Here is a 22,805-nt window from a genome sequence, read left to right as displayed (position 1 = left end):
CAGACAAAATCTTGTACCTTCTCCACACTCTCACAAGAACAATATTTTATTCAAAATATATTGAGTTATTCATAACACTTTACTGCAAATAAAGCTGCTGGAATCAGGCCGGAAGGATGTTCCAGAACGATTCTGATCTCATCCGTAACCAACTTCTCTGGAAATATAATCTCATTTATCGATTGATGATTATCATTCTTCTCATAAATCAATTGATTTGTGCCATCATATATTCTATATTTCTCTACACAGAACGGCATTTTATATTCCGGATGTGTCATTTGAACTGTTTCCATAGGCTGATCATAATCTGTATCAAAAAAGAGAGAGAGCTTCCCGACAGAAATAGCAGCATCCCATTTAATTGTCAAAGTCGGATTCGGATCTTTCAATTCTGCCACCCAAGCATTGGGTGATTGAACTGGACGGTCAATACCATTATTAATATTCGAAACAGGAAAAGCATAACAGTCTTTTTCTGTTCGAATAGCGATATTATATCCCTCTGGTCTCCGCTTCGGACACCAGAATTCAAATTCCTCTATTCCAATATCTTCTGGGGGAGTTTGTTTTCCAAAATTGGAAACAGCTTCATTCACCGTATTAAATACAGACAAAATTCCAGTAATCCTTTCTTGAGTATATTGCAACTGCACCAAAGGATTTTTCTTGAAAACAAGAAAAATATATTGCTCCTCCGGCATCACAGTTCCAAAAACTAACTCTAACTGTTGTTTACCTTGATGCAAAGCTAGTATTTTAGTTTCCAGAACCACATCCGGAGTATGATTGAATGCTTTACTGCTAATACGAAGTTCCACTTCCAAAGCTGTTTCTTCAGAAGCACAAAGATCAACTTGCACTTTTCCCAATACATCCCCTTTTTGTAAAGGAATCATTTGAGCTACAGACTCATCCAGCACCTGCATCTCCCCATCCGCCGGAAACCCCTTAAAATGGTACTCACTGGATGCAGTCAAAGTAGCTTTCGTTACCAAATTCTCTTCGTCCCTGATTATCATATCAGGGATATACTGCCCCATTCTTGATAATTTCTTCTGCAATTCAGATACTTTCCCTAAAGAATATACTTCTCTCGGAGAGATGTTTTCTTTCAGACACATCGCCGCAGCCATCGCAACAGCCTGAGCACTGTGTGCAGAAGTAGCCATTACACGGGTTGAACCGAAAGCAACATGCGATACACTAATAATTCTTCCTGCAAGAAAAAGATTCTCAATTCCCCTGCTATAAAGACAACGGTAAGGAATCTGATATACCCCTTTCGCATGCCACTGATTACAAGCAGATTCCTCACCGAACACGCCGGCTGCCGGATGTAAATCAATACTCCATCCGCCATAAGAGACCGCATCTTCATGATGTCTTTGTTCTATGACATCCTGCTGAATCAGCATATAGTCGCCTTCAAACCTTCTGCTCTCCCGTTTTCCGGGAATACAGCCTACCCATTCCAGCGTCATTGTCTCCGCTTCCGGATATTTACCCGAGTTCTTGATATAATCCCACGCTCCATAAATAACCTTCCACAGTTCCCATTTAATTTGTTCCGTATCATGTACCGTATCCAAGTCGCCACCATATTCAACCCACCATAATTTACAACCATGTTCTTTCGCATTGAAACTACGAAATCGGGGAACAGTCTTCGTTACATCCATTGCATAAGAAGGAGCTACATATTTAACCGGCTTGCCAGTATCCTTTGTGTAGAAATATAAACTGTGTCCCAAAAGTTCACCATAATCCTCTGCCGGTGCAAACTTTTCGCCAAACTCCTCTCTGCTTTCAGCCCCCATACGGTAAGGAGCCCCGGAAAGAAAACCGACAACGCCATCACCGGAAGCATCACAAAATAAAGGAGCAGTTATTTCGTACATAGTACTGTTCTGGCTACAAAACCCTCTGACACTTTCTATTTTATGACCGGCACTCTTTTTTACCTCATACACGCAAGTATTCAGCAATAAAGTTATATTTGGTTCGCTTACCACCTTGTCAAGCATGACAGAATCAAAAATGATCGGATTCCCCTCCGAATTACGGAACGTATTTTCCACCATAATTTCATCTATCACACCGCCTTCACGCGCCCAGCGATTATTATTTCCCATATGAGAAGTTGCTCCAAGCATCCACAACCTTATTTCGCTGGAACCATTCCCCCCCAATACCGGACGATCTTGTATAAGTACCACTTTCAGACCTTGGCGAGCCGCGGTTATAGCAGCACAAACCCCTGAAATACCTCCACCTACTATTACAAAATCAGCCTGAAGGACATCCGTGTTAAACATTCTCACACTATTAAACTTATCAAGTACCATCTTCTCGTATCTAATTAATTTTACTTCTATTTTAGCTCTAAACCTACTTTTCTATCTGTATCACCTTACGCAACCGGATGTCGTCAGACGCACTTCCTACAAGCACTTCGTAACTTCCCACATCATAATCAAAATCTTTCAATTCCGTCTTATAATAAGAAAAAGCATCCTTATCCAACGTTATTTCTATTTCTTGTACGGTATTTTTCCTAATAAAATGCTTGGCAAACCCTTTAAGCTCCTTATAAGGTCTTTCAACCTTCGGGTTTATAGGTCGAATATATACCTGTGCTGTTTCTGCTCCGTCATGCTTCCCTGTATTTTTTACAGTAAACCGAATCTTAACCACCAAGTCTCTGCCTTTTTCCCTATCTATACGTAAGTCAGAGTATTTAAACGTGGTATAAGACATTCCATAGCCGAATGCAAATTGAGGTTTCGTTTCACTGACATCATAATGCCTATACCCCATAAAAAGTCCCTCTTTATATTCTACCCGCTTATCACCATCCACATCGTAATAATATGGATAGGCCGGATTATCTTCCCATTTCTTTTCAAAAGAGATAGGTAGTTTCCCACTGGGGTTTACCTTCCCAAACAGAATTTCAGCAACAGCCGTTCCACCCTCCTGACCGGCATACCACAAATGTAACAAAGAAGGAACTTTATCTATCCATTTTGACATATCCACATTTCCACCCGCATTCAGCAACACAACCGTATTGGGATTGGCAGCCGTAATACACTGTACTAAACTATCCTGATATTCGGGCAACTCGAAAGGACGATCATTACTTTCACGTTCACTACTTTCATTAAATCCAATGTTCACAATAGCCACATCAGATTTCCTGGCAATCTCTACAGCCTCATCAAAAAGCAATCTATCCTCTCTCCATCCAAAAGAAATATCAACAGGATGCACATTAGCAAAATATTCAAGGACAACAGGATATTCCTTCCCGGCCTCCAACGCCAATACAGTCTCACGAGTCGTTATTCCTTGGTCTCTCCACTCATTAATCAGCATTTCCGTACCAATCTTCAAGCGGAACCCATCGAATCCTCTGACTATGAACCGGTAATTAGCAGTCTTCTCCGGACGTACGACTCCACTCCATCGCATGGAACAGTGGTCATACGGAATACCTTTGTTTTCGGCAGCAATATGCCAGCCGTTACCTATATTAACAATCGTATCTATCACAGTTCTTGCCGGCGCTCCCTTTAAACGAATATTATCAAAGTATTCAGCTTTAAGTCCTTTAATCCGACTCCCCGCTTCTGTGTAAAAAATTGCATTAACAACTGTTTCTGTCAAGGTAGGTACTCCGGGTGCATACGAAATCTGAAGATCCTGTCCGACATTCTTTAACCCATCCAATACTGAAACAGAATGAAACGGAAATGTATAAGAACTTCCACCTCCCGATATATAAGAGTTTGCATTAGGACCAATCACAGCAACTGACTTCACTTTTGAAGGATTCAATGGAAGTAGATCATTCTCATTCTTCAATAATACAATACCTTCTCTAGCCAACTCCAATGCCACTTTTGCCGCTTCCGGATTATTGTATGGAATAGAGCTATCCAACTGTTCATTATCAAAAAAACCGAACCGAAACATTATCCTCAGAATTCTCTTCACTTTCTCGTCAATAGTCGCTTCCTTCACTTTTCCAGCTTTTATCGCAGGCATCAGATTCTCCTTATTCATCCATTTGGCACGCGGCATTTCCAAATCCAAACCACCATTAGCAGCCTCCACAGCGTCATAAGTAGCCGACCAGTCACTCATAACAATTCCATCAAATCCCCATTGTTTTCTCAACACCTGATTATTCAAATAATCATTCTGCGTGGCATGTACTCCATTCACCGGATTATAGCTATCCATAACGGCACCCGCACCAGCTTCCTGAATGGCGGCTCTATAGACAGGCAGATATATTTCATGCAACACACGCTCATCAATATCACTGCTTACATTGTTCCTGTCCCACTCCTGATTGTTCGCAGCATAATGTTTCAGAGTAGCCACCACTTTCTGATCCTGCAATCCTTTTACGTAACCTATAGCTACCTGAGAGTTCAAATATGGATCTTCCGTGAAATACTCAAAATTTCTTCCGCACAAAGGAGAACGAACGATATTCACACCCGGTCCCAATAATATATGTACACCACGTGCTTTAGAATCTCTCCCCAATTGCTTTCCCAATTCATACACCAGCTCTCTGTTCCAGGTCGAAGCAGTCAGTACCCCTGCCGGATAAGCTGTCGATTTTCCATCTTTATGCGTACCGACAGGACCATCCGTCAACTTTATCTCGGGCACGCCCAAACGTTCGATTCCCCTTATATAAAAGCCTTTATATCCTCCTATATAATCTAATTTTTCTTCCAATGTCATGCGGTGGAGCAAATCATTCGTCCTGTCCTCCACAGGAGCTGTTTTATCTTTATATATCTGAGCAAAGCCGCCCATAGAAAAACAACTCAAAATCCCAGCGATCATTAAATGCTTCATCATTCTATTCTACTATTTGTTATTTAATATACTTGGAGATAACCTCTTTCCACACTGCATAACCTTCAGCCGTCAGATGTAACCCATCCTCCCGATAATGTTCCGGAAATAATTCCCCTTTTGGTGTAAACATCGGATTATATACATCTGCGTAAGCAGTATTCATTTGTTGCTCTACAAACTCTTTTATCAACGCATTTGTCTGCTCGATCCTCTCTTTGTCCTTCAATCTCCGCACAGACGGTTTGATAGAAATAAAGATAATTTCCGCTTCCGGTTTTTCTTTCCGGAGAATAAAGAACAATCTCTTAATCTGCTCCAATATTTCATCCGGAGTCCATTGGTAACCAATATCATTATCTCCTTCGTAAACAAAAATCTGTTTAGGATGATAAGGGCTTATCAAGCGGTCTTTGTAATTAATCAAATCTATTGTTTTCGTGCCGGAAACTCCCCGGTTAAGAACCGGCTTCCCGGGAAAATCATCTGCCAAAGTTTTCCAATTCTCCATCGTCGAACTACCCACAAAAAGAATCAAATCTTTTGCCGGAGGATTGATGGAATCCGCCTTTTCATAACGCTTCATTTTCTGTTCCCACTTCAGTTGTTGTGGCAGTTTAGGCACTCCCTTTATGCGTTCGCATGGAATCGGTTTTCCACGTAAGAGTATCCTTCCTAAATAAATTGTAGACTGATCATACTTTTCAGGATGAGCTGTTATATCCTCCCATTGTTTATTACCGAGTATTTTTTTCTTGTCAGCTTTCTCAGAAGAGACTCGAATAGTTACTTGATGAATACCTTTTTTCAACTTTATCACATCATACTGCCCCCGATAACGATTGTTACACCAAGAATTAAAACGATTCAAAGTATAATTCCCGATACGATCATTCGCCTCATATAGATGAAAACCTTTAGTACTAATCTCTTTCAATCGAACAAATTTTCCATCAATCAGAACTTCCACTTGCCCTACTTCTGGACCGCCAATATCAAATAAGCCTATCATATCTCCTTCAAAGCCAAAAGAAAATGATGACCCTTCCTTACTACTAGTCATCACTGTATCGAACCAGCCAGAAAACTTCTTTAAAGAAGGGGTCACTGATGTATTAATCTCTTTCCATGAATTATCACAAGAAGCAATCTGTGAAGGGATATACATTTCGGCTTCTTCCCACTCCGAACCGAAAAGCGGTTCAGGAAGCATATGTACCTGCGAAGCACTATTTTCTTTTCGTATTTTCTCCAGTCCTCGTGCAATCGCGGAAGCATATAAGTTCCCTCCATCAGTGATAGGGTGTACCCCGTCATTAGAGAATAAAATTTTCCCAACGGCAACTTCTTTGGTCCCTTTCCAAAGTAGCTTACCAGCCTTTTCAAGTGCTGCCGCCTCCATGCCTAAATGAATAGAAGGGAGTTGGTAATACGTTGCAATATCTTCCAATCTTTTAATCACTTGTGGAACATCCCCTTTCTGATAGACAGTAGCCTGATTCGTATAAATCGTATAAATCAAACAAATATCCGTATGAGGATTCTCTTTTATAATCTTTCGGATCATTCCCTCCATTCCGTCAGGATAACCACCATTTACGGCAAATTCAATAAAAATAAGATCCGGTTTGTACTGTAATACTTGTTCCCGAATCCGGAAAGCACCCAAATCCGTACCCGTACCAGACACTCCGGCATTAATCCATTTAAAACAGGTATTAGAAAAAGTATTTTCCATGTATCGGGTAGTTTGCAAACGATAGCAATAATCTCCTTGCGTTATGCTACCACCAATAAAAGCAACCGTAATTTCCTGCTCTTTCTTTATTTTTGAGTAAAAGTTAGGAAGCCCCTTTCTTACCGTACATTCTTTCTCATCATAATAATTTCCGAGTTGTATCAATGGAATTTCCTTATCTGCCGTTGTATACACCAAAGGAGAGGCCCCTGCCTGCGAAGCAGCAATCTTATCCAAATCAGCGCGACTTTGTCCATAAACGCAGGGAAATACCGTCATTAATACCATTCCTGCAATAATAGTCCCTAATTGTCGTATCTGTATCATTTTCATTTTGAATTAAGTATGATTTCCTCCGTTTTATCTACCTGTCCTTTCGAACTCACCGTTACTTTGACAATGGCTTTTTCGTCCATTCCCAATTTATAGAAACTCCATTCAAAGGGATAAGAAGAAACAGTACAAGATTGTCCATTACACACCACCGATACCGACATTTCTTTTTCCTTAGCCGGCGCAGTTTCAGCAAACCCATATACTGAATCCCATCCGAATGGAGAACGGATACGGAATAAGAACACCTTACCGAAAGGTTCTCCCATATCAACCACTTTTATTCCATTTTTCAATACAGGGTAACGATTCTCCTTGCGAGTTTCAGCTAAAGGAAACGCCAAAGCCCTGAAACCTTTCCCCGAAACAGATACCTTAATCGCATTTCCAACCCGGTTTACTTTTGCTGTCTTCCCTTTCTCCGTATATTGTACAATATCACCTTGACCAACCAATTCGGCAACCTTGTCCAAGCGAATAGTAAGTGATTCTTCTTGTTTAGATTCACCGGATAAAATCACCCAAAAATACTTATCGGAAACCGCAGTCAGATAGTTTACTGTCGGATTATCTATCTGAATCAACCCTTTCTTTATCCAAAGCTTTGCCTTGCTGTCTCCAAATATTTTCCCCTTCTCATTCCCGTAGATACGGTTCGTAAACCATACAAAGCCTTCCTGCTTGCAGAATGGAAAGTTAATATTCCCATTAGAACGTTCTATAGCTTCAGACACCAGGTAATCCCACGTAAATGCCAAATGGGGCGGAATATGGTGATAATAGATAGAGCTTACATCCGGACCCTTATAAGGAAAGTCTGGTGACAGAGTAATATCTGTATATCCTGTAGCATAATATCCCGGATAATTTGTAAACCGCCCAATTACTCCATTCCGGGCATAAGTCTCGTAAATAGGCTTACGAGTATATTGATAGAGACGAAGCAGATGAGGAGCCCAGTTACTCATAAAGACCGGACGCACTTGCTTTCCCTTTGTCCGCAGGAAATAAGTGGAAGGCTGTTCAAAACCTAGTCCGACCGGTGAAACAAGCCATTCCGGCACTTGCTTCTCTTGCGCATCGTTCGCCACGCGGGGGAATCCCAGACGATATTTCTCTTTTCCTTTCCACCACAGGTTTGTATTCCCATCAAAACGGTTTCCCGGATGAATCGTTTGTAAATCCTCTGTAACGGTAGGGAAAGATCTGATTCCCGCGATGGTATTAGAAGCTCCATATTGAGCCGCTTTCAAATATTTCTCTTCTTTTGTCAACTCATACAAGTCAATCAAGTCCCACCACGGAGCATACACATTCGTATTATAAAAAGACATCAATCCCACCGGTTGGGATGAGTTCTTATATATCTGCAAATCTATATACCGGTCGGCTGTAGAAGTAGCAAACCGTTTCCATTTCTCGTCTCCTGTCAAATTATAAGCGGAGATAGCCTGCACCCAAGAGAGAACTTGTGTAGAATATCCCTTTGTTTTTCTCAATGTATCCCCCGGCAAAGCAATAGAAACCAGCCACGGATTCAACCCTCCTAACAGACGATGTAAACCTTCATAATAAGAAGTATTGAACTGGGAATTAAAAGGATTGAGCCGAAGCGTCTCAAGCGTCTTGTTGTATCCGCTTGGAACCAGGTCTGTAGCCCATCTGTATCCACTCCGAGACAATGTATATTCTATTGTTGGCAAAGAGCGTGACAGATAAAACTCCTCGTCTTCCGAGAGGACAGACGCTGCGATAATTGCCAAAGGAGCAGCATGTACTACCGTCGGAGCCGTTTCCGGATCCCCTTCAATATCATAGAATCCTTTAAGATGGGCATCCCATCCGCCATACTCTTCATTACGCATCAAATCCAGAATATTAAACATTGCCTCAGTCAGTGATACCTCTTTTTGCTTCCTGTAATCTTTTACCTTATATACTTGATCCGAAATATATTCTATCACCTCATTCCAACCTGCCGGAAGTATGCCTACCACAAACTTACGTTCAATCACCTGTCCTGCCTTCACATGAGAATCCTTCATCCCCATAACAGGAGCAAAAGCTACCGGCTGAACCACATTCTGCTCATTCTTGACGGAAAATCCCATCGGAGAAAAATCTACACTTCCCCATTCTTGCGGGAAAGTACTATCATCCCCACATATAAACGATGACATTACTCCACCCAAAGGAGTAGCAGATTCTGCAATAGCTAACGGCTGTTGCATCATTGAAGAAAGCATCATCACCGGATGTGAAGAAACTCGTTTATACTGAAACATCGGCGAAAGAAGTATATTACTCATATTCGGTTGGGGCACAGGCTGAAAAGCTGAAAGCCCCATACTATACATTCCATCAGTAGCCGGACGACAAGATAATCTCACCTCAACATGATTGCCTTTGGCAGGCAGCGTCCAGTAACCAGTGATAGAAGATCCATTCTTCGTAATGTATTGTACTTCAATACTGTTATTGTCCTTGTTCACAGCTTTCACCGGAATAGCTTCACTGAGCACTCCCGCAACATAAGGATTCAAATAATCCTCGTCAGACTGTACCGTGTATTCTTTTCCACCAACAGTAAATGAACTTTTTGACACCGCATTCTTCCAGGAAGGAAAGAATTTATCATTATCTACCGGACTTTGCTCCGCAGTAATAAGAAATACCTTATGGTCTTCCATAGTAGACAAGAAACGGCGCCAGGTTCCTTTCACCTTAATTTCTGTCCGGCAGGCAATCGCCTGGTTGTTTGCTCCAGCTTTTACAAAACTCACCCGAATATTCGGATTCTCTATATTAGCCACCACCTCTGCATCGGGCGATAATAAAAGCGGAGTAGACACATTATCAAAACCCGAACCTTTCGTCTCTATTTTAACGGGATTTTTTCTCCATTTGCCCACTTCTTTTCTATCCATCTCATTGGGGTTGATAGAGTGATCTTTTACCAATAGGATTGCGTCACATCGGCCGAAATTCCTCTTCGTATCATGCAATCGCAATAATACCTGTTTTTTTGCCAACTGCACACAGCCTGCATTTTCCCAATAGAATCCGACTTTTCCATGTTTTCCAGATTCTTTCATTGGTTTCTCATCCACACTTAAACGGAATAAGCGTGTCCCCGGCAGTTTATCATAATCCGCTGACCTCACCCATACATTATAGTCTCCTTCTTCCATTATATTGACGACCGTAAGCGCATCAAACTGTTCATCAAGACTTCCGCCACCGTTCAAACGGAGCATTGCACTCCCCATGCAATCTGCCGATCTATCTGTTGACCATTTTCCTTTGAACTGAAAAGCCTCAGCTTCAATCAAATATTTATCTTTTTGCGCATATATATTCAATCCTCCAACCACCAAAAAAAGGGTGCAAACAAGATTCTTTACTATCCAGTGATTTATGCTCATATCCTATTTATATTTAATCTTTAAAACCGTCAAGCCATATGCATCAATCGTTACATTCCAATTCTCCACTCCATCTACAAGTGTAGAATGACCTTGATTATTCAAGCTAGCAACGTTCTTCACCCGGATTTTCTTTCCAGAGAACAAACATTTCGTATCCATTTCAATCAGAGAAGTCTGCTTTTCATCATCATTATTCAGCAAGATAAGGAAAACTGTTTTCTCCTTCTCGTTCAAAGCAGCCATATATTCTATATAAGGATTATCCAGTTTAAATAATCCCGGGCGCATTATCAAATCGGCTTTCGTACCAAATACCATACCAGACGTAAAACCATAAGTTAGATGGGGGCCCACTTTAGGAGTAATGAATCCACCCGGATAAGTTATCCCGCCATTTGAACGGAGAGATATTTCAGACAATAAATAGTCGGTAATCCATCCCACCTGCCACCAAGCATGATGTGGATAAGGTCCGGCTCCATTATTCATCGAGTCCCAATAATAGGAAGCGACTCCCGTTTTAAAATCCACAAATGCATCTCTTCCTATGGCAGCCGCACGTGCCATATTCAAAAATAATGAATCTTTTGTCAGCCTATACATCCGTACGAACATTCCGGCATGGCTAGCCAATAATATTGGTCCGCGATGATTGGCAGAACCAGCTACTCCACCATGCTCAAAACTCAATCCCACCTGACTGATCTCCCAATCTTTTCGTTCTATCCCTTTCACTTGTTTTACTACTGACGTCGGTATAGGATGCGTATAAACCGATGCCGTATAAATCTTAGCAGTTGATATAGCAGCTTCCTTATACTTTTCGTTTTTCGTCACATTATACAGTTCCAATAAGGCTTGTGCACTTTGGGCTGTGGCGAAATCCGGAACAAAACGAGTATCACCGCAAACGCCTAGGAAATGTCCTTTCTTTACAGCGTTCTCCACATACCAATCCGCTCCTTGTATAGCTGCCTGCAGATATTTCTTATCTTTCAATATCTCGTAAGCAATCAATAATCCATAAAACGTTGGTCGTAAATCTGTAATATCAGTAAAAGTAGGCTTTAATGTCTTATTCTCATAAGCTACTTCCCATTGTCCGTTGGGCTTCATCCATTCCAACAAACGGTCGGCAGCCAGTTTGACATGCTGTTTTAATTCCTTCTGCTGCGGTTCAAAAAGCAGAATATTACCCATATCCATCAACATATAATAAGTGGTTGCAATGGGTTCCGTATAAGGTCCCCACTCTTCGGTAAACCGTTTACTTTTATACAAATAATACTGTCCGGCAGAGGAACCACAAAGGAAATCTTCCTCCGCATGTTGTTGCATCAATTTAAAGTTCAACGCATTCGGCAGTCTTTTCTGTGTCAAGCGAGGATCATCCGTCAACTTTGCCAACATCCACATAGCTCCATAATCGGAGTTTTTCATGGCATCTTTTTCTGAATCATACACACCACCCAGATAGTCTTGTGCTCCAATTGTTACTCCCTTATATACAAGGTTATGCCATTTGGAAGTGCTGTCATTAGTAAGATATGCGTGCATATCATAAAGTCTTTGTGTCAATGAATATTTTGTCTGTTTCAACCTTAGAAAATCAGTGAAACGATAAATATCATTAATCGTATGTTTCAATACAGCATACCAATCTGCTTTCTGAATAGTATAACGGAAAGAGAAAGAAAGACTGTCCCCTACATTCATCAATGAATTCTTCTCTCCCAACACAGGATGATAAAGTGTAGGCGAGAATTCCCCTTCCCGGTTCATAACCGACAATCCGAGTTGCCATTCCGCATGCATCTTTTTATCCTTCGGCCAAGGATCTCTGCCAGTACCAGGTTCCGCTGTTACAGCAATAGTCACACCCTTTCTATCCGTTATCAGTGAGGATAATGTAGAAGCAGTACGTTCTCTTGCCACTACCGGTATGTCGGGGATTCCCTGACCATAGCCATACGCTTGTACAAAGTCTGTATTTATAGCATTCCCCTGAAATATTCCGGGAACGGTAGCCCATTGGAAATTATATTTATCTATTGAAACCAGCGAAGGGGTTGCCAAAGAATAATAACCTGTCTTCTTGGAATGCAATATAAAATCAACTTTTATATCATTCTGATGAAGAGAATCCATACACCATTTTTCCGTAATCCGCATCGTCTCATTTTCGTATCGGAAACAGATTTCTGTATCAGAAACACGTTTCACTGCCGAAGGATAAAAAACTATATTCTCTCCTGCTTTATTCATGGCAACAGCATTTGTGTTCTGTTGCCATGAAGGTATAATATAACGATATTGCGGAGCCGGGAAAAGAATCTCTTTTCCCGTATTATCATATAGTGCCTGTGGTGCCGTTTCCGGTTTTGAGGAAGCATATAAAACATTATGCTGATACTTAGCTATTTCCATTATCTCCCAACCATTCGTTCCCTTCACTTTCAACGTTTCTAATGTATATCCACCAACGCCCTTTTTCCATCCAAGTTCAAGTTGCTCATTAGTCAATCGCACAACGGACAATTCCTGGGCTGATAAAGCGATAGATAAGCTTAAAACTACGACTACAGAAAAATAGTTAATGAAATTCTTTGGCATCCCTTTCATTTTTATCAGTTATTCTTTTACTTCAATATTTAATTTCACTTGCGAATAATTACTTCCATCATACCAGTCAAATACAACCTTATAAACACCGGGAGTATTGTAAGTGTAGGTATAATCTTTGGAAGTAACACTATTTAAAGAGACTCCTTTATCGGGAGTACCTTTTCTGATATAAACAGGTTTGGAGATAACCCAATCGTCATTAGTTGGCTTATTAGTACCTCCTATTAACACTAGCTGTTGAAGAGTTACATTCCAATTTCGGTTCGGATTTAAACAGTCAACGGCTGTCCACCAATCTTTCGTAGACATCTTCGCTAAATTACTCCTAAAACCTTCCGGAGAAATCAAGTCCATTTCGAACGTTCTGACAATCCAATCATTCCGTTTCTCTACAGCTTCCTCTTCATCTTTATGATGAAAAGCCACAAATATCCGGGCATTAGGATCATCACCAGCAGCTTCTTTCAGACTAACTTCACCTGAAGGCGTTTTATCTGCTCCTGTCGAGAAAGCAAATTTATCTGACAAATCAACCCACGTAGCAGCTTCTACATGTCCCTTTTCGTACACACCATCAAAATCTGTTGATATTTTAAACTTTAAAAGTTGATCCACATCATAACGCACCCATGTCGAAAAATTCACCACGATGTCATTATCCGCATAAAACCTTTCTCTGAAATCAAAGTTATGTCCACTTTCTCCGGAATAGAAAACTACATTGCTGGCATTATTACCTGTCAAACTAAACGTTATAGGCTCTCCTACCTTACATTCCACTTTATCCGGCAAGACACTCAACGAAGCAGGAATCTCTTCTTCTACTTTACCTTGCACCTCCACAGTAAGCTTCGTCAATGCATGATCATTGCCATTATACCAGTCGGATGTGGTTTCGAATACAACCTCATAGATTCCCGGTTTAGTATATACGTACTTATACTCATCCATCGTGGTACTGATATTCTTCAACGCAACGCCCGTATCCGGAGTTGTTTTTCGGACATCAAAAGCCTGCGAAATAACCCAGTCTACATTCTTCGGCTGATTAGCTCCACCATCAATTAATATCTGGCTGGTAGAAGCAACATTCCATGTCACTGCTGGATTTTCAAAATCAACCACCTTCCAGCCCATAGTAGACATCGTAGCCAAATTGCTTCGTACCCCTTCGGCAGAAACGCAGTCAAGTGTGATGGAACGAATAATCCAGTTGTTCTGCCGTGCTTTCTGTTCATCTTCATAACGGAATGCAACAAATAACTTTGCATCCTCTTCCGCACCGACATACTCTTTCAAATTTACCTCCCCGGAAGGAGTCTGATCATCCCCTACTGAAAAACGGAACTTATCAGACAAGTCAATCCATGTAGCTGCTTCCACATTCTCCTTGTCATAGATTCCACTAAAATCAGAAGAGACTAAGAATTTCAGATTATGATAAATATCTCCATAACGCACCCAAGAATTGAATTTGACCAACAGGTCACCATCCGCATGATATCTTTCTTTATAAGCATAATTATGCCCTACCTCTCCCGAATAGAACACTATATTATCCGGATTTCCGTTCAACTTGAAAGTTACAGGTTCGCCCACCTGATAGACTTGTTTATCCAGCGCCACGTTCAGTTCCACACTTGGAGCCTCATCTTCCATGCAGGAAACCAGCCCCACAAGTAACAAACCGCAATATCTTATTATATTTTTCATGTTCGATTATTTTAAAAAGATAAAAAATCAATTACCAACCCTCATTCTGCGTCATTAGCTTGTTGACGGTAATCTCCGTATTCGGAATCGGGAAGAGAACATTACGGTCCGTTATATTCTGCCCTACTCTACTTGCATATTTGAATTCCGACGGAGCAGTCGTTGAAATTTCCGTACCAAAAGCCTTCATTGTAGCCACATATTCTCCCCAACGAAGCAGATCGAGTTTACGCATCCCCTCAAAGCAAAGTTCCCTAAACCGTTCTTTTTTTACTTCTTCCAAGAAATCCGTCTTAGCCAAATCTGCGGGAAGGTCCACTGTCGCATCAACAGTATGAATCGGCTTCCCATAAGCTCTTCTTCTCACCTGGTTGATTGCGTCGTACGCTTCGTCGGTAGGACCGTTAACTTCATTCTCTGCCTCTGCTTTCATCAGCAGGACATCACTGTAGCGGACAACAGGAAAATTTGTGGAATTAAAGAGACGTGCTTTTTGTCCTATTTCGTACTCTCTTCTCCATTTACCTGGGTTACGATTATATATCTGAGTAGCCGAGAACATTACTTTCTTAGTTACCTGAACCACTTCCACCTCCTGTGTTTCCTCATTGACCTTTGTTTCTTCCACTACATTATAGTAATAAGGAGCTACATTCCAGTCCTTACGCAAATCACCTTCTCCATATGAATCATAAAGTCTTTTAGAAGCCTTCATCGGACCTCCTGAGTAGCCTATTGATTCATCACGGCACAAAATGCCATTCTCCACTCCTACGGAGCCGGCCAAATCTACCGTACCAATTTTGTTACCATACATGCCTATTTCCCAGATACACTCCTTGCTTTCATTAATATCTTGCGAATGATTAATAAAGATTTGTTTATAATCGGGGTTCAACTCATGCTTCGTAGAAGCAATCACCTTGTTGGCATATTCCAAAGCATCCGCATAGCGCGTCTCGTCTTTCAGAGGTTCACCCGCCATTTTAAGAAATACTCTTGCCAAAATAGCCTGAACCCCCGTTTTGGAAATTCGTTCGTTATAGCCAAGTGCATCAATATCCAATACCAGTTTTTCCGCCTCTTGCATATCCTTTACAATCTGTTTGTAAATATCCGTCAATGGCGATTTCGCCAAATAGTTATCATTGGCAGACATTGTCGGAGCAAGTTTCAAAGGTACTTCACCAAAGAAAGAGGTCAGCAAATAATAGTAATATCCTCTCAAGAAAAGAGCCTCTCCCTTTGCTGCTTTCATCATGTCGGTATCCAATTCTTTACCTTCAACACTATACAACAGAAGATTGGCTCTGTTCACTCCTTCATACAACACTTCCCAGAAACGTCCGACATCCAGATCAGCGGCGTCCATTACGCCTGCACGGATATTAGTGTTATTAAAATTATTAGTATAAAAAGACTCGTCACTCAGTACAAATAAGCTAAAAAGTCCCTTACTGTACATTCTTCCGTTTGTGTCAATCAGACGATTATACACTCCGTTCAACGCCTGTAACAGTTCGCTTTCCGTATTATAATAATAATCAGGAGAAACAAAATCAGGTTCCTTATCAAGTATGTTCGAGCAGGAAGTTCCTAACAGACATACAGTCATCCATAACAATATATTATGCTTCATATATACGATTTGATTTTAAAGGTTTAAAAAGAAATATCAACTCCTAGTGTTAAAGTTCTCGGCCTTGGATAAGGAGACCAATCGAAAGAGGGCGTCAACGCTGTAGGGCGAGTAGAAACTTCCGGGTCCGGTCCTGAATATCTAGTCCATGTAATCAAGTTCTGCGCAGAAGCATATACTCTCAATGACTTAATATTTATCTTTTTCAGCCATGCGTTCGGCAATCTATATCCTAATGATACCGTTTTCAAACGCAAGAAAGAACCGTCTTCAATAGTACGCGACGAATAAACAGCCGGTCCTTGCCCACCTATCCGGTAGAGTTCGTTTGTCTGGTTCTCGGGAGTCCAACGGTTGGCAAACGAAGCAAACATATTGAGTGAGGTACGAGCATTCGGATCACCACCTTCAAACTCAATACGGTTGGCATTCAGCACATCACCGCCATAGCTCCATTGAAAGAATACGTTTAAGTCAAAATTCTTGTACTGAAAGTTATTACCAAATCCGCCGATATGCTTTGGATTCGGATTACCGATAATAGTCAGGTCATAGTCATTCACCACTCCATCGCGATTAATGTCCTTGAATTTGATATCTCCCGGCTGAATTTTCTCACGTGCATTTCCATTATTGGGAACACCGTCTTTCAATATATAAGATTCCCCTACCTTATCGAAATCTGTGTACTGATAAACTCCATCAAAAATATGTCCGTAGAACATAGCAATCGGATGTCCCGGAATGGCAATATAAGGATAAGCATTGTTGAAATTACCCCAGTTCACACGGCTTGCCAAACTCGGTTCATCATCGTTCAATGACAAGACTTTGTTGCGATTGAATGATATATTGAAGCTGGAAGTCCATGAGAACTCTTTCGTTTGTATATTTTTAGTGTCAATGGTCAGCTCAAGTCCCGAATTGGAAACCGATCCTACATTTCTATAAGCAGACAAAAATCCCATACTAGGTGCCAATGTAGCATTCAACAGCAGGTCTTTCGTTTTCTTATAGTAATAATCTGCCGTCAACGAAATCCGATTATCCCAAAACGACATATCCAATCCAATATTAGTCTGTACGGTAGTCTCCCATTTTAGTTTAGGATTCCCCAACGTTTTCGGCACTACCCCTTTACCCGGTGTATTACCTGTACTGTACCCAGAGTCTGCCGTTATCTGTAAGGCTGTCAGTGCAGCATAGTCCGTCACACGATTGTTACCTGTCGTACCGATACCTGCCCTCAGCTTACCACTACTAATCCATTTTACATTTTTCACGAATTTCTCTTCACCAAATCCCCAAGCAGCGGAGGCAGACGGGAAATAAGCCCAACGGTTATCTTTTGGGAACTTCGACGAACCGTCGGCACGGAATGAAACGGTCAACAGATATTTGGACTTATAATTATAATCCGCTCTTCCTAAATAAGAAACCAAGCCGTTGGCTGTCTTGCTGATAGTGGCGGACGTCAGCTCACCCTCATCCAGTCCGGCGATCCCCAACGCCTCATTAGGAACATTGATTGCTCTGATTTCATCAATAAATGTACTATTATCCTGCACAGTGAAACCGCCCAACACTTTCAGACGATGTCCCTTCTTCAAAGGAACATCATATGTCAACGTATTTTCGTTCAACAGGCTAGTTCGCTCCGTGTTGGTTATCCAACCATTCACCTTGTTATTGGTATGACGATGTCCCCCTCGAGAGTTAGAGTTGAAAAAGACTTCTTTCCGTTGATGTATCTTATTATATCCACCAGTAATCTTGAGAGTCAGGTTTTTTAAAATTTTATACTCAAAATAAGCGTTACCGATGAAATTGTAAGTAAACAATGGGTTATACTCATTCTCGGCTGCCATCAGAGGGTTGATACGAAGATCAGTAGTCGGATCGGTTGTCTCATCATACAAGTCATTCAGCAAATCACCGTCATTGACACCTGCCACTGGACGGTACCCCCACAACGCATACATCAAACTTGCCGTCGGACTAGTCTGCGATTCAGATACAATGGTACCATATTTCTTCGAATACGTATAATTAGCATTAATACCTACTTTTATTTTCTTAGTGATTGTCTGATCCAATACAAAACGACCTTGATATTTTTTGTAACCGCTGTTCAACATAATACCTTGCTGATCCACCAATGAACCGGAAACAGAGTATCTCGTCTTTTCAGTACCACCCCTGACAGCTATATTGTGGCTATGCACCAAAGCATCCCTATACACCTTGTCCTGCCAGTTAATACCTTCGATATTCCGATAATCTTCCAATGTCCTTTCGCCAGCCAAGTAGCGCTTACTGTAAACGTTGTAATCTGCTTCCAACTGATAACGCACAAATTCATAAGGGTCAAGCATTTCCTGCTTCTTGATAATCTGTTGTACACCTACCCAGCCACTATATGTCACGGTAGGCGAACTAACTTTTCCTTTCTTTGTAGTTACCAAAATTACCCCGTTCGCACCTCTCGCACCATAGATAGCCGTAGCCGACGCATCTTTCAATATTTCAATAGACTCGATTTCTTCGGGGTTCAGCATATTCCCCACTGCCATTTCCAGTGGAAAGCCATCCACTACATATAATGGGGAATTATCCTGAGTTACCGAATTATTACCACGGATAACAATCTGCAAGTCACTACCCGGCTGTCCGTCGGAGGAAGTTACCTGTACACCTGCTACACGACCTGCAAGACTTTCTTCAAAGTTAAAAACCGGTGCTTTACGCATATCTTGCACATTCGCCTTTGCAATAGCTCCTGTCAAATCCTTACGAAGTCCGGAACCATACGCAGTAATCACCACTTCATCTAACAATTCTGAAACGGCACGCAAACGAATAGTCAGCTTCTTTCCATCCTCTACCATTACTGCCTGTTTTTCGTACCCAATAAAAGAAATCTCTAATTTTGTATTATCTCCATCTACCCGGATAGAAAAATTCCCATCCAAATCACTGATAGTACCCACACTTTTCCCAGCAACTGCCACAGAAGCCCCAATAATAGGTTCTCCTGTTTCAAAATCAATCACCGAGCCAACTACCGTTCGCGTTTTTGCCTGTTGGGCAATCGCTACACTGTTCATTTTTGAAACATCTTCTGCTGAATGTACTACAGAAGAAAAGGAAATAGATAAATACACAAGACTACAGCATCTAATGTACCACTTCGCTTTTGAAATAACTGCGTTCTTCATGGTGCAATACTTAATTTCTCGTTAACAATTTAAATGGTATATCTAAGTTTTCAATCTTAGCAACTGGTCTATTCTGGTCTGCTAGGTTTTGCAAACATAGCGATTATTTATTAAACTCCAAATAAATTTAAAGAAAAAAACATAATCACTCTTTCAGAGCTCACTAGAAAGCCCATAAACAAAGGAAAGTGTATTTTTATTTATTTTCAGAAACAAGAAAAAGAAAAACGGAACATACCTCTTTAATATAAAAAGGCTATGTCCCGCAAATAATTCGATCTGAAAAAACGAGGTTTCAACTCGTCCTTCTAAGAGAAGATTCCCTGATATTTAATTTTGCATCCAGAATAATCGACTTCGACAGCATTTTATCCTCATTATTGACATTATGCTTGATTTGCTCCAATAATAATTGTGCAGCATTCCGCCCCATTTCAAAAGTAGGTTGTTCCACACTAGTCAGATTAGGTTCCACAATAAACGCTTCCTTAGATTCGGAAAAACCAACTACTGCCATATCCTCCGGAATTCTAATCTTGTTTTTCTGAAGAGTTTTCATCGCTCCTATCGCCACCGGATCGTTCACTGCAAAAATTCCATCTGGCATTTTTTCCATTTCAAGAATCTGATGAGCCGCCATGATTCCTTTCTCCATCATTATTCCGCAGTCGATAATCAAAGACTCTTCAACCAGCAAGCCATACTTTCGCAAGGCATCCATATATCCATTTTTGCGTTTCTGCGCGATAAGCAAATCTTCAGAACCTGCCAAATGAACAATCCGCCTACACCCTTGCTGTATCAAATGTTCAACTGCAGCAAAAGCCCACTTATAATCATCAATAACTACATGGGGAGCACTCAACTCTGCACAAATCCGATTGAAGAAAACCACAGGAAAATTATTCCAGATCAAGTCAGAAAAGTAACTAGTATTTTCCGATTCCTGGGTAACCGAAATCAGAAAACCATCCACCATCTGCGCTTCCAACGCCTTCATATTCCGCAATTCATTCTCATGCGATTCATTAGATTGCATTATCAGCACATGATATCCTTCAGGATTCAGCACACTCTGAATACCCATAATTACTTCAGAAAAGAAAGAATTGACAAATTCAGGGACAATCACTCCGATAAACATGGACTGGCTTTGTTTCAGACTCAAAGAAATCGGATTCGGCTTATAATTCCATTTTTCTGCAAGCTCCAGAACAGCTTTGCGTGTTTCTGGATTAACATCCCATTTATCACATAAAGCTCTGGAAACAGTAGAAGTCGAAATCTTCAGTTCCTTGGCTAAATCCTTGATAGTCACTCTTGGTTTACTCATAGACTGTCACTCACTCTAAAAAATTTCCCGAATATAATCAAATTCCGGCAATTGGAATGTTAAAACTCCAAGAGTTTAATTTCGGGAACGTTTGCGGTAACGTTCCCGATGATTTATATTCCGAATTGTTTGTTTATCTGTAGAATCAAAAATATATTTGCTGTCAACTTAGATGTTTTTCAAACCTGTTTTGTTAACTAAATCATTTGATATGACTACTCTCGACATCATTACTATCGTACTATTTTCCCTTGGAGTTGTTTTAGTCGGATTGGCTTTCTCCCAAAAAGGTAAAAGTATGCAATCTTTCTTTGCCGCAAACGGAACCATGCCGTGGTACATGAGCGGCCTCTCACTGTTCATGGGATTTTTCTCTGCTGGCACATTCGTCGTATGGGGTTCTATCGCTTATTCTATGGGCTGGGTTTCAATCACTATCCAATGGACAATGGCGATCGCCGGTTTCATTGTAGGATTACTCATCGCGCCCAAATGGCATAAAACAGGAGCACTCACAGCAGCAGAATACATACATAAGAGATTAGGCAAGTCCACACAGAAGATATATACCTACCTGTTCTTATTTATCTCTGTGTTTCTTACAGCATCTTTCCTGTATCCAGTAGCCAAAATATTAGAGGTTTCCACCGGGCTGCCTTTAAATACTTGCATTTTATTATTAGGAGGGTTATGCATTTTGTATGTGTCTGCAGGCGGATTATGGGCAGTAATTTCCACAGACGTACTTCAATTCGTTATTCTGACAGCAGCGGTTATCATCGTGGTTCCTTTATCTTTCGATAAAATTAACGGAGTTACCGCACTAATAGAGCAAGTGCCCGACACATTCTATAATCTTCTGAACGATGAATATACTTTTGGCTTCCTGGTAGCTTTTGGAATCTATAATACTATATTCCTGGGTGGAAACTGGGCATATGTACAGCGATATACCTGCGTCAAAACACAAAAAGATTCCCAAAAAGTAGGTTATTTGTTTGGAGCCCTATACATAATCAGTCCAGTGCTATGGATGCTTCCACCAATGGTTTACAGAGTATATGACCCTTCGCTCTCATTACTTGATGCAGAAGGCGCATATCTGATGATGTGCAAGGAAGTACTTCCTAACGGGCTTTTGGGCTTAATGATCGGTGGCATGATTTTCGCAACGACCAGTGCACTGAATTCAAAGCTGAATATTGCTTCAGGAGTCATCACCAATGATATATTCAAAAACCTAAGGCCAAAAAGTTCCGACCGTACCCTTATGTACGTTGCAAGAATCTCGACTATTCTCTTCGGAGTATTCAGCATATTGATAGCCATGCTTATTCCTAAAATGGGGGGAGTTGTAAACGTTGTTATCAGCTTGGCGGCATTGACAGGCGTTCCTTTATATCTGCCTATCATTTGGACACTATTCTCTAAAAGACAGACTGCGACTTCTAACATCACGACTACTTTATTAAGCTTGGCTATCAATGGTTTATTCAAATTCATCACTCCACTAATGGGTTTCTCCCTCAATCGTGCCGAGGAAATGATTCTTGGAGTTACTTTCCCAATCCTATGCCTGGCCATTTTTGAGATATATTATAAAGCAAAGAACAAGGAATCGGAAAAGTATCAATCTTACTTAATATGGAATAAAGAAAACAATGCCCGGAAATTGAAAGAAATCGAAGAAAATGAATCGACAGAGAAAGCGGGCAATAATTTCAGCAAACGGGTAATCGGTTATGGCATCTTCGCTTCCGGAGCTGGCATTGCGATATTGGGTGGTATGGCAGATAACGGACAAAAACTTATCATCACAACTGGCGTCGTTTTTGCTCTGCTCGGATTACTAATGACAAGAAAGTCCAAACCAACAATATCTAAAGATTGAGAA

General features: G+C 40.9%; 10 protein-coding genes. 1 reads left to right on the top strand and 9 read right to left on the bottom strand.

The features are described from left to right. Positions 1–65: 65 nt before the first annotated feature. The 9 genes from CJF29_RS01895 to CJF29_RS01855 form a co-directional block, all read right to left on the bottom strand. Complete coding sequence (locus CJF29_RS01895; protein ID WP_255299303.1) at positions 66–2,318, bottom strand: FAD-dependent oxidoreductase; 2,253 nt, start codon at positions 2,316–2,318, stop codon at positions 66–68. 73 nt (positions 2,319–2,391) lie between these two features. Then, on the bottom strand, positions 2,392–4,887 hold the full coding sequence (locus tag CJF29_RS01890; RefSeq protein ID WP_099145726.1) for a beta-glucosidase: 2,496 nt from the start codon (positions 4,885–4,887) through the stop codon (positions 2,392–2,394). Between the two features lie 16 nt (positions 4,888–4,903). After that, on the bottom strand, positions 4,904–6,949 hold the full coding sequence (locus tag CJF29_RS01885; RefSeq protein ID WP_218014235.1) for an SGNH/GDSL hydrolase family protein: 2,046 nt from the start codon (positions 6,947–6,949) through the stop codon (positions 4,904–4,906). 2 nt (positions 6,950–6,951) lie between these two features. Then, on the bottom strand, positions 6,952–10,380 hold the full coding sequence (locus CJF29_RS01880; protein WP_074559295.1) for a hypothetical protein: 3,429 nt from the start codon (positions 10,378–10,380) through the stop codon (positions 6,952–6,954). Positions 10,381–10,383: 3 nt separating this feature from the next. Further along, complete coding sequence (locus tag CJF29_RS01875; RefSeq protein WP_009000963.1) at positions 10,384–12,996, bottom strand: hypothetical protein; 2,613 nt, start codon at positions 12,994–12,996, stop codon at positions 10,384–10,386. 18 nt (positions 12,997–13,014) lie between these two features. Beyond that, the gene (locus tag CJF29_RS01870) at positions 13,015–14,721 is read right to left on the bottom strand and encodes a DUF5017 domain-containing protein (protein WP_081352709.1); all 1,707 of its coding nucleotides are present in this window, start codon (positions 14,719–14,721) and stop codon (positions 13,015–13,017) included. Positions 14,722–14,752: 31 nt separating this feature from the next. Further along, positions 14,753–16,360 carry a RagB/SusD family nutrient uptake outer membrane protein gene (locus CJF29_RS01865; protein ID WP_009000965.1) on the bottom strand — a complete coding sequence of 536 codons (1,608 nt, stop codon included), beginning with the start codon at positions 16,358–16,360 and terminating at the stop codon, positions 14,753–14,755. Between the two features lie 23 nt (positions 16,361–16,383). Continuing rightward, on the bottom strand, positions 16,384–19,467 hold the full coding sequence (locus tag CJF29_RS01860; RefSeq protein ID WP_074637918.1) for a SusC/RagA family TonB-linked outer membrane protein: 3,084 nt from the start codon (positions 19,465–19,467) through the stop codon (positions 16,384–16,386). Positions 19,468–19,873: 406 nt separating this feature from the next. Continuing rightward, positions 19,874–20,911, bottom strand: coding sequence for a LacI family DNA-binding transcriptional regulator (locus tag CJF29_RS01855; protein ID WP_009000967.1), 1,038 nt, complete (start codon positions 20,909–20,911; stop codon positions 19,874–19,876). A 211-nt stretch (positions 20,912–21,122) separates the two neighbouring features. Between CJF29_RS01855 and CJF29_RS01850 the strand changes: the two genes are divergently transcribed. Continuing rightward, positions 21,123–22,802, top strand: coding sequence for a sodium:solute symporter family protein (locus CJF29_RS01850; protein WP_009000968.1), 1,680 nt, complete (start codon positions 21,123–21,125; stop codon positions 22,800–22,802). The last annotated feature ends 3 nt before the right edge of the window (positions 22,803–22,805 follow it).

The sequence above is a fragment of the Bacteroides celer genome, from assembly GCF_002632415.2.
Classification (GTDB): Bacteria; Bacteroidota; Bacteroidia; order Bacteroidales; family Bacteroidaceae; genus Bacteroides.
This window is presented reverse-complemented; position numbering and strand designations above follow the sequence as displayed.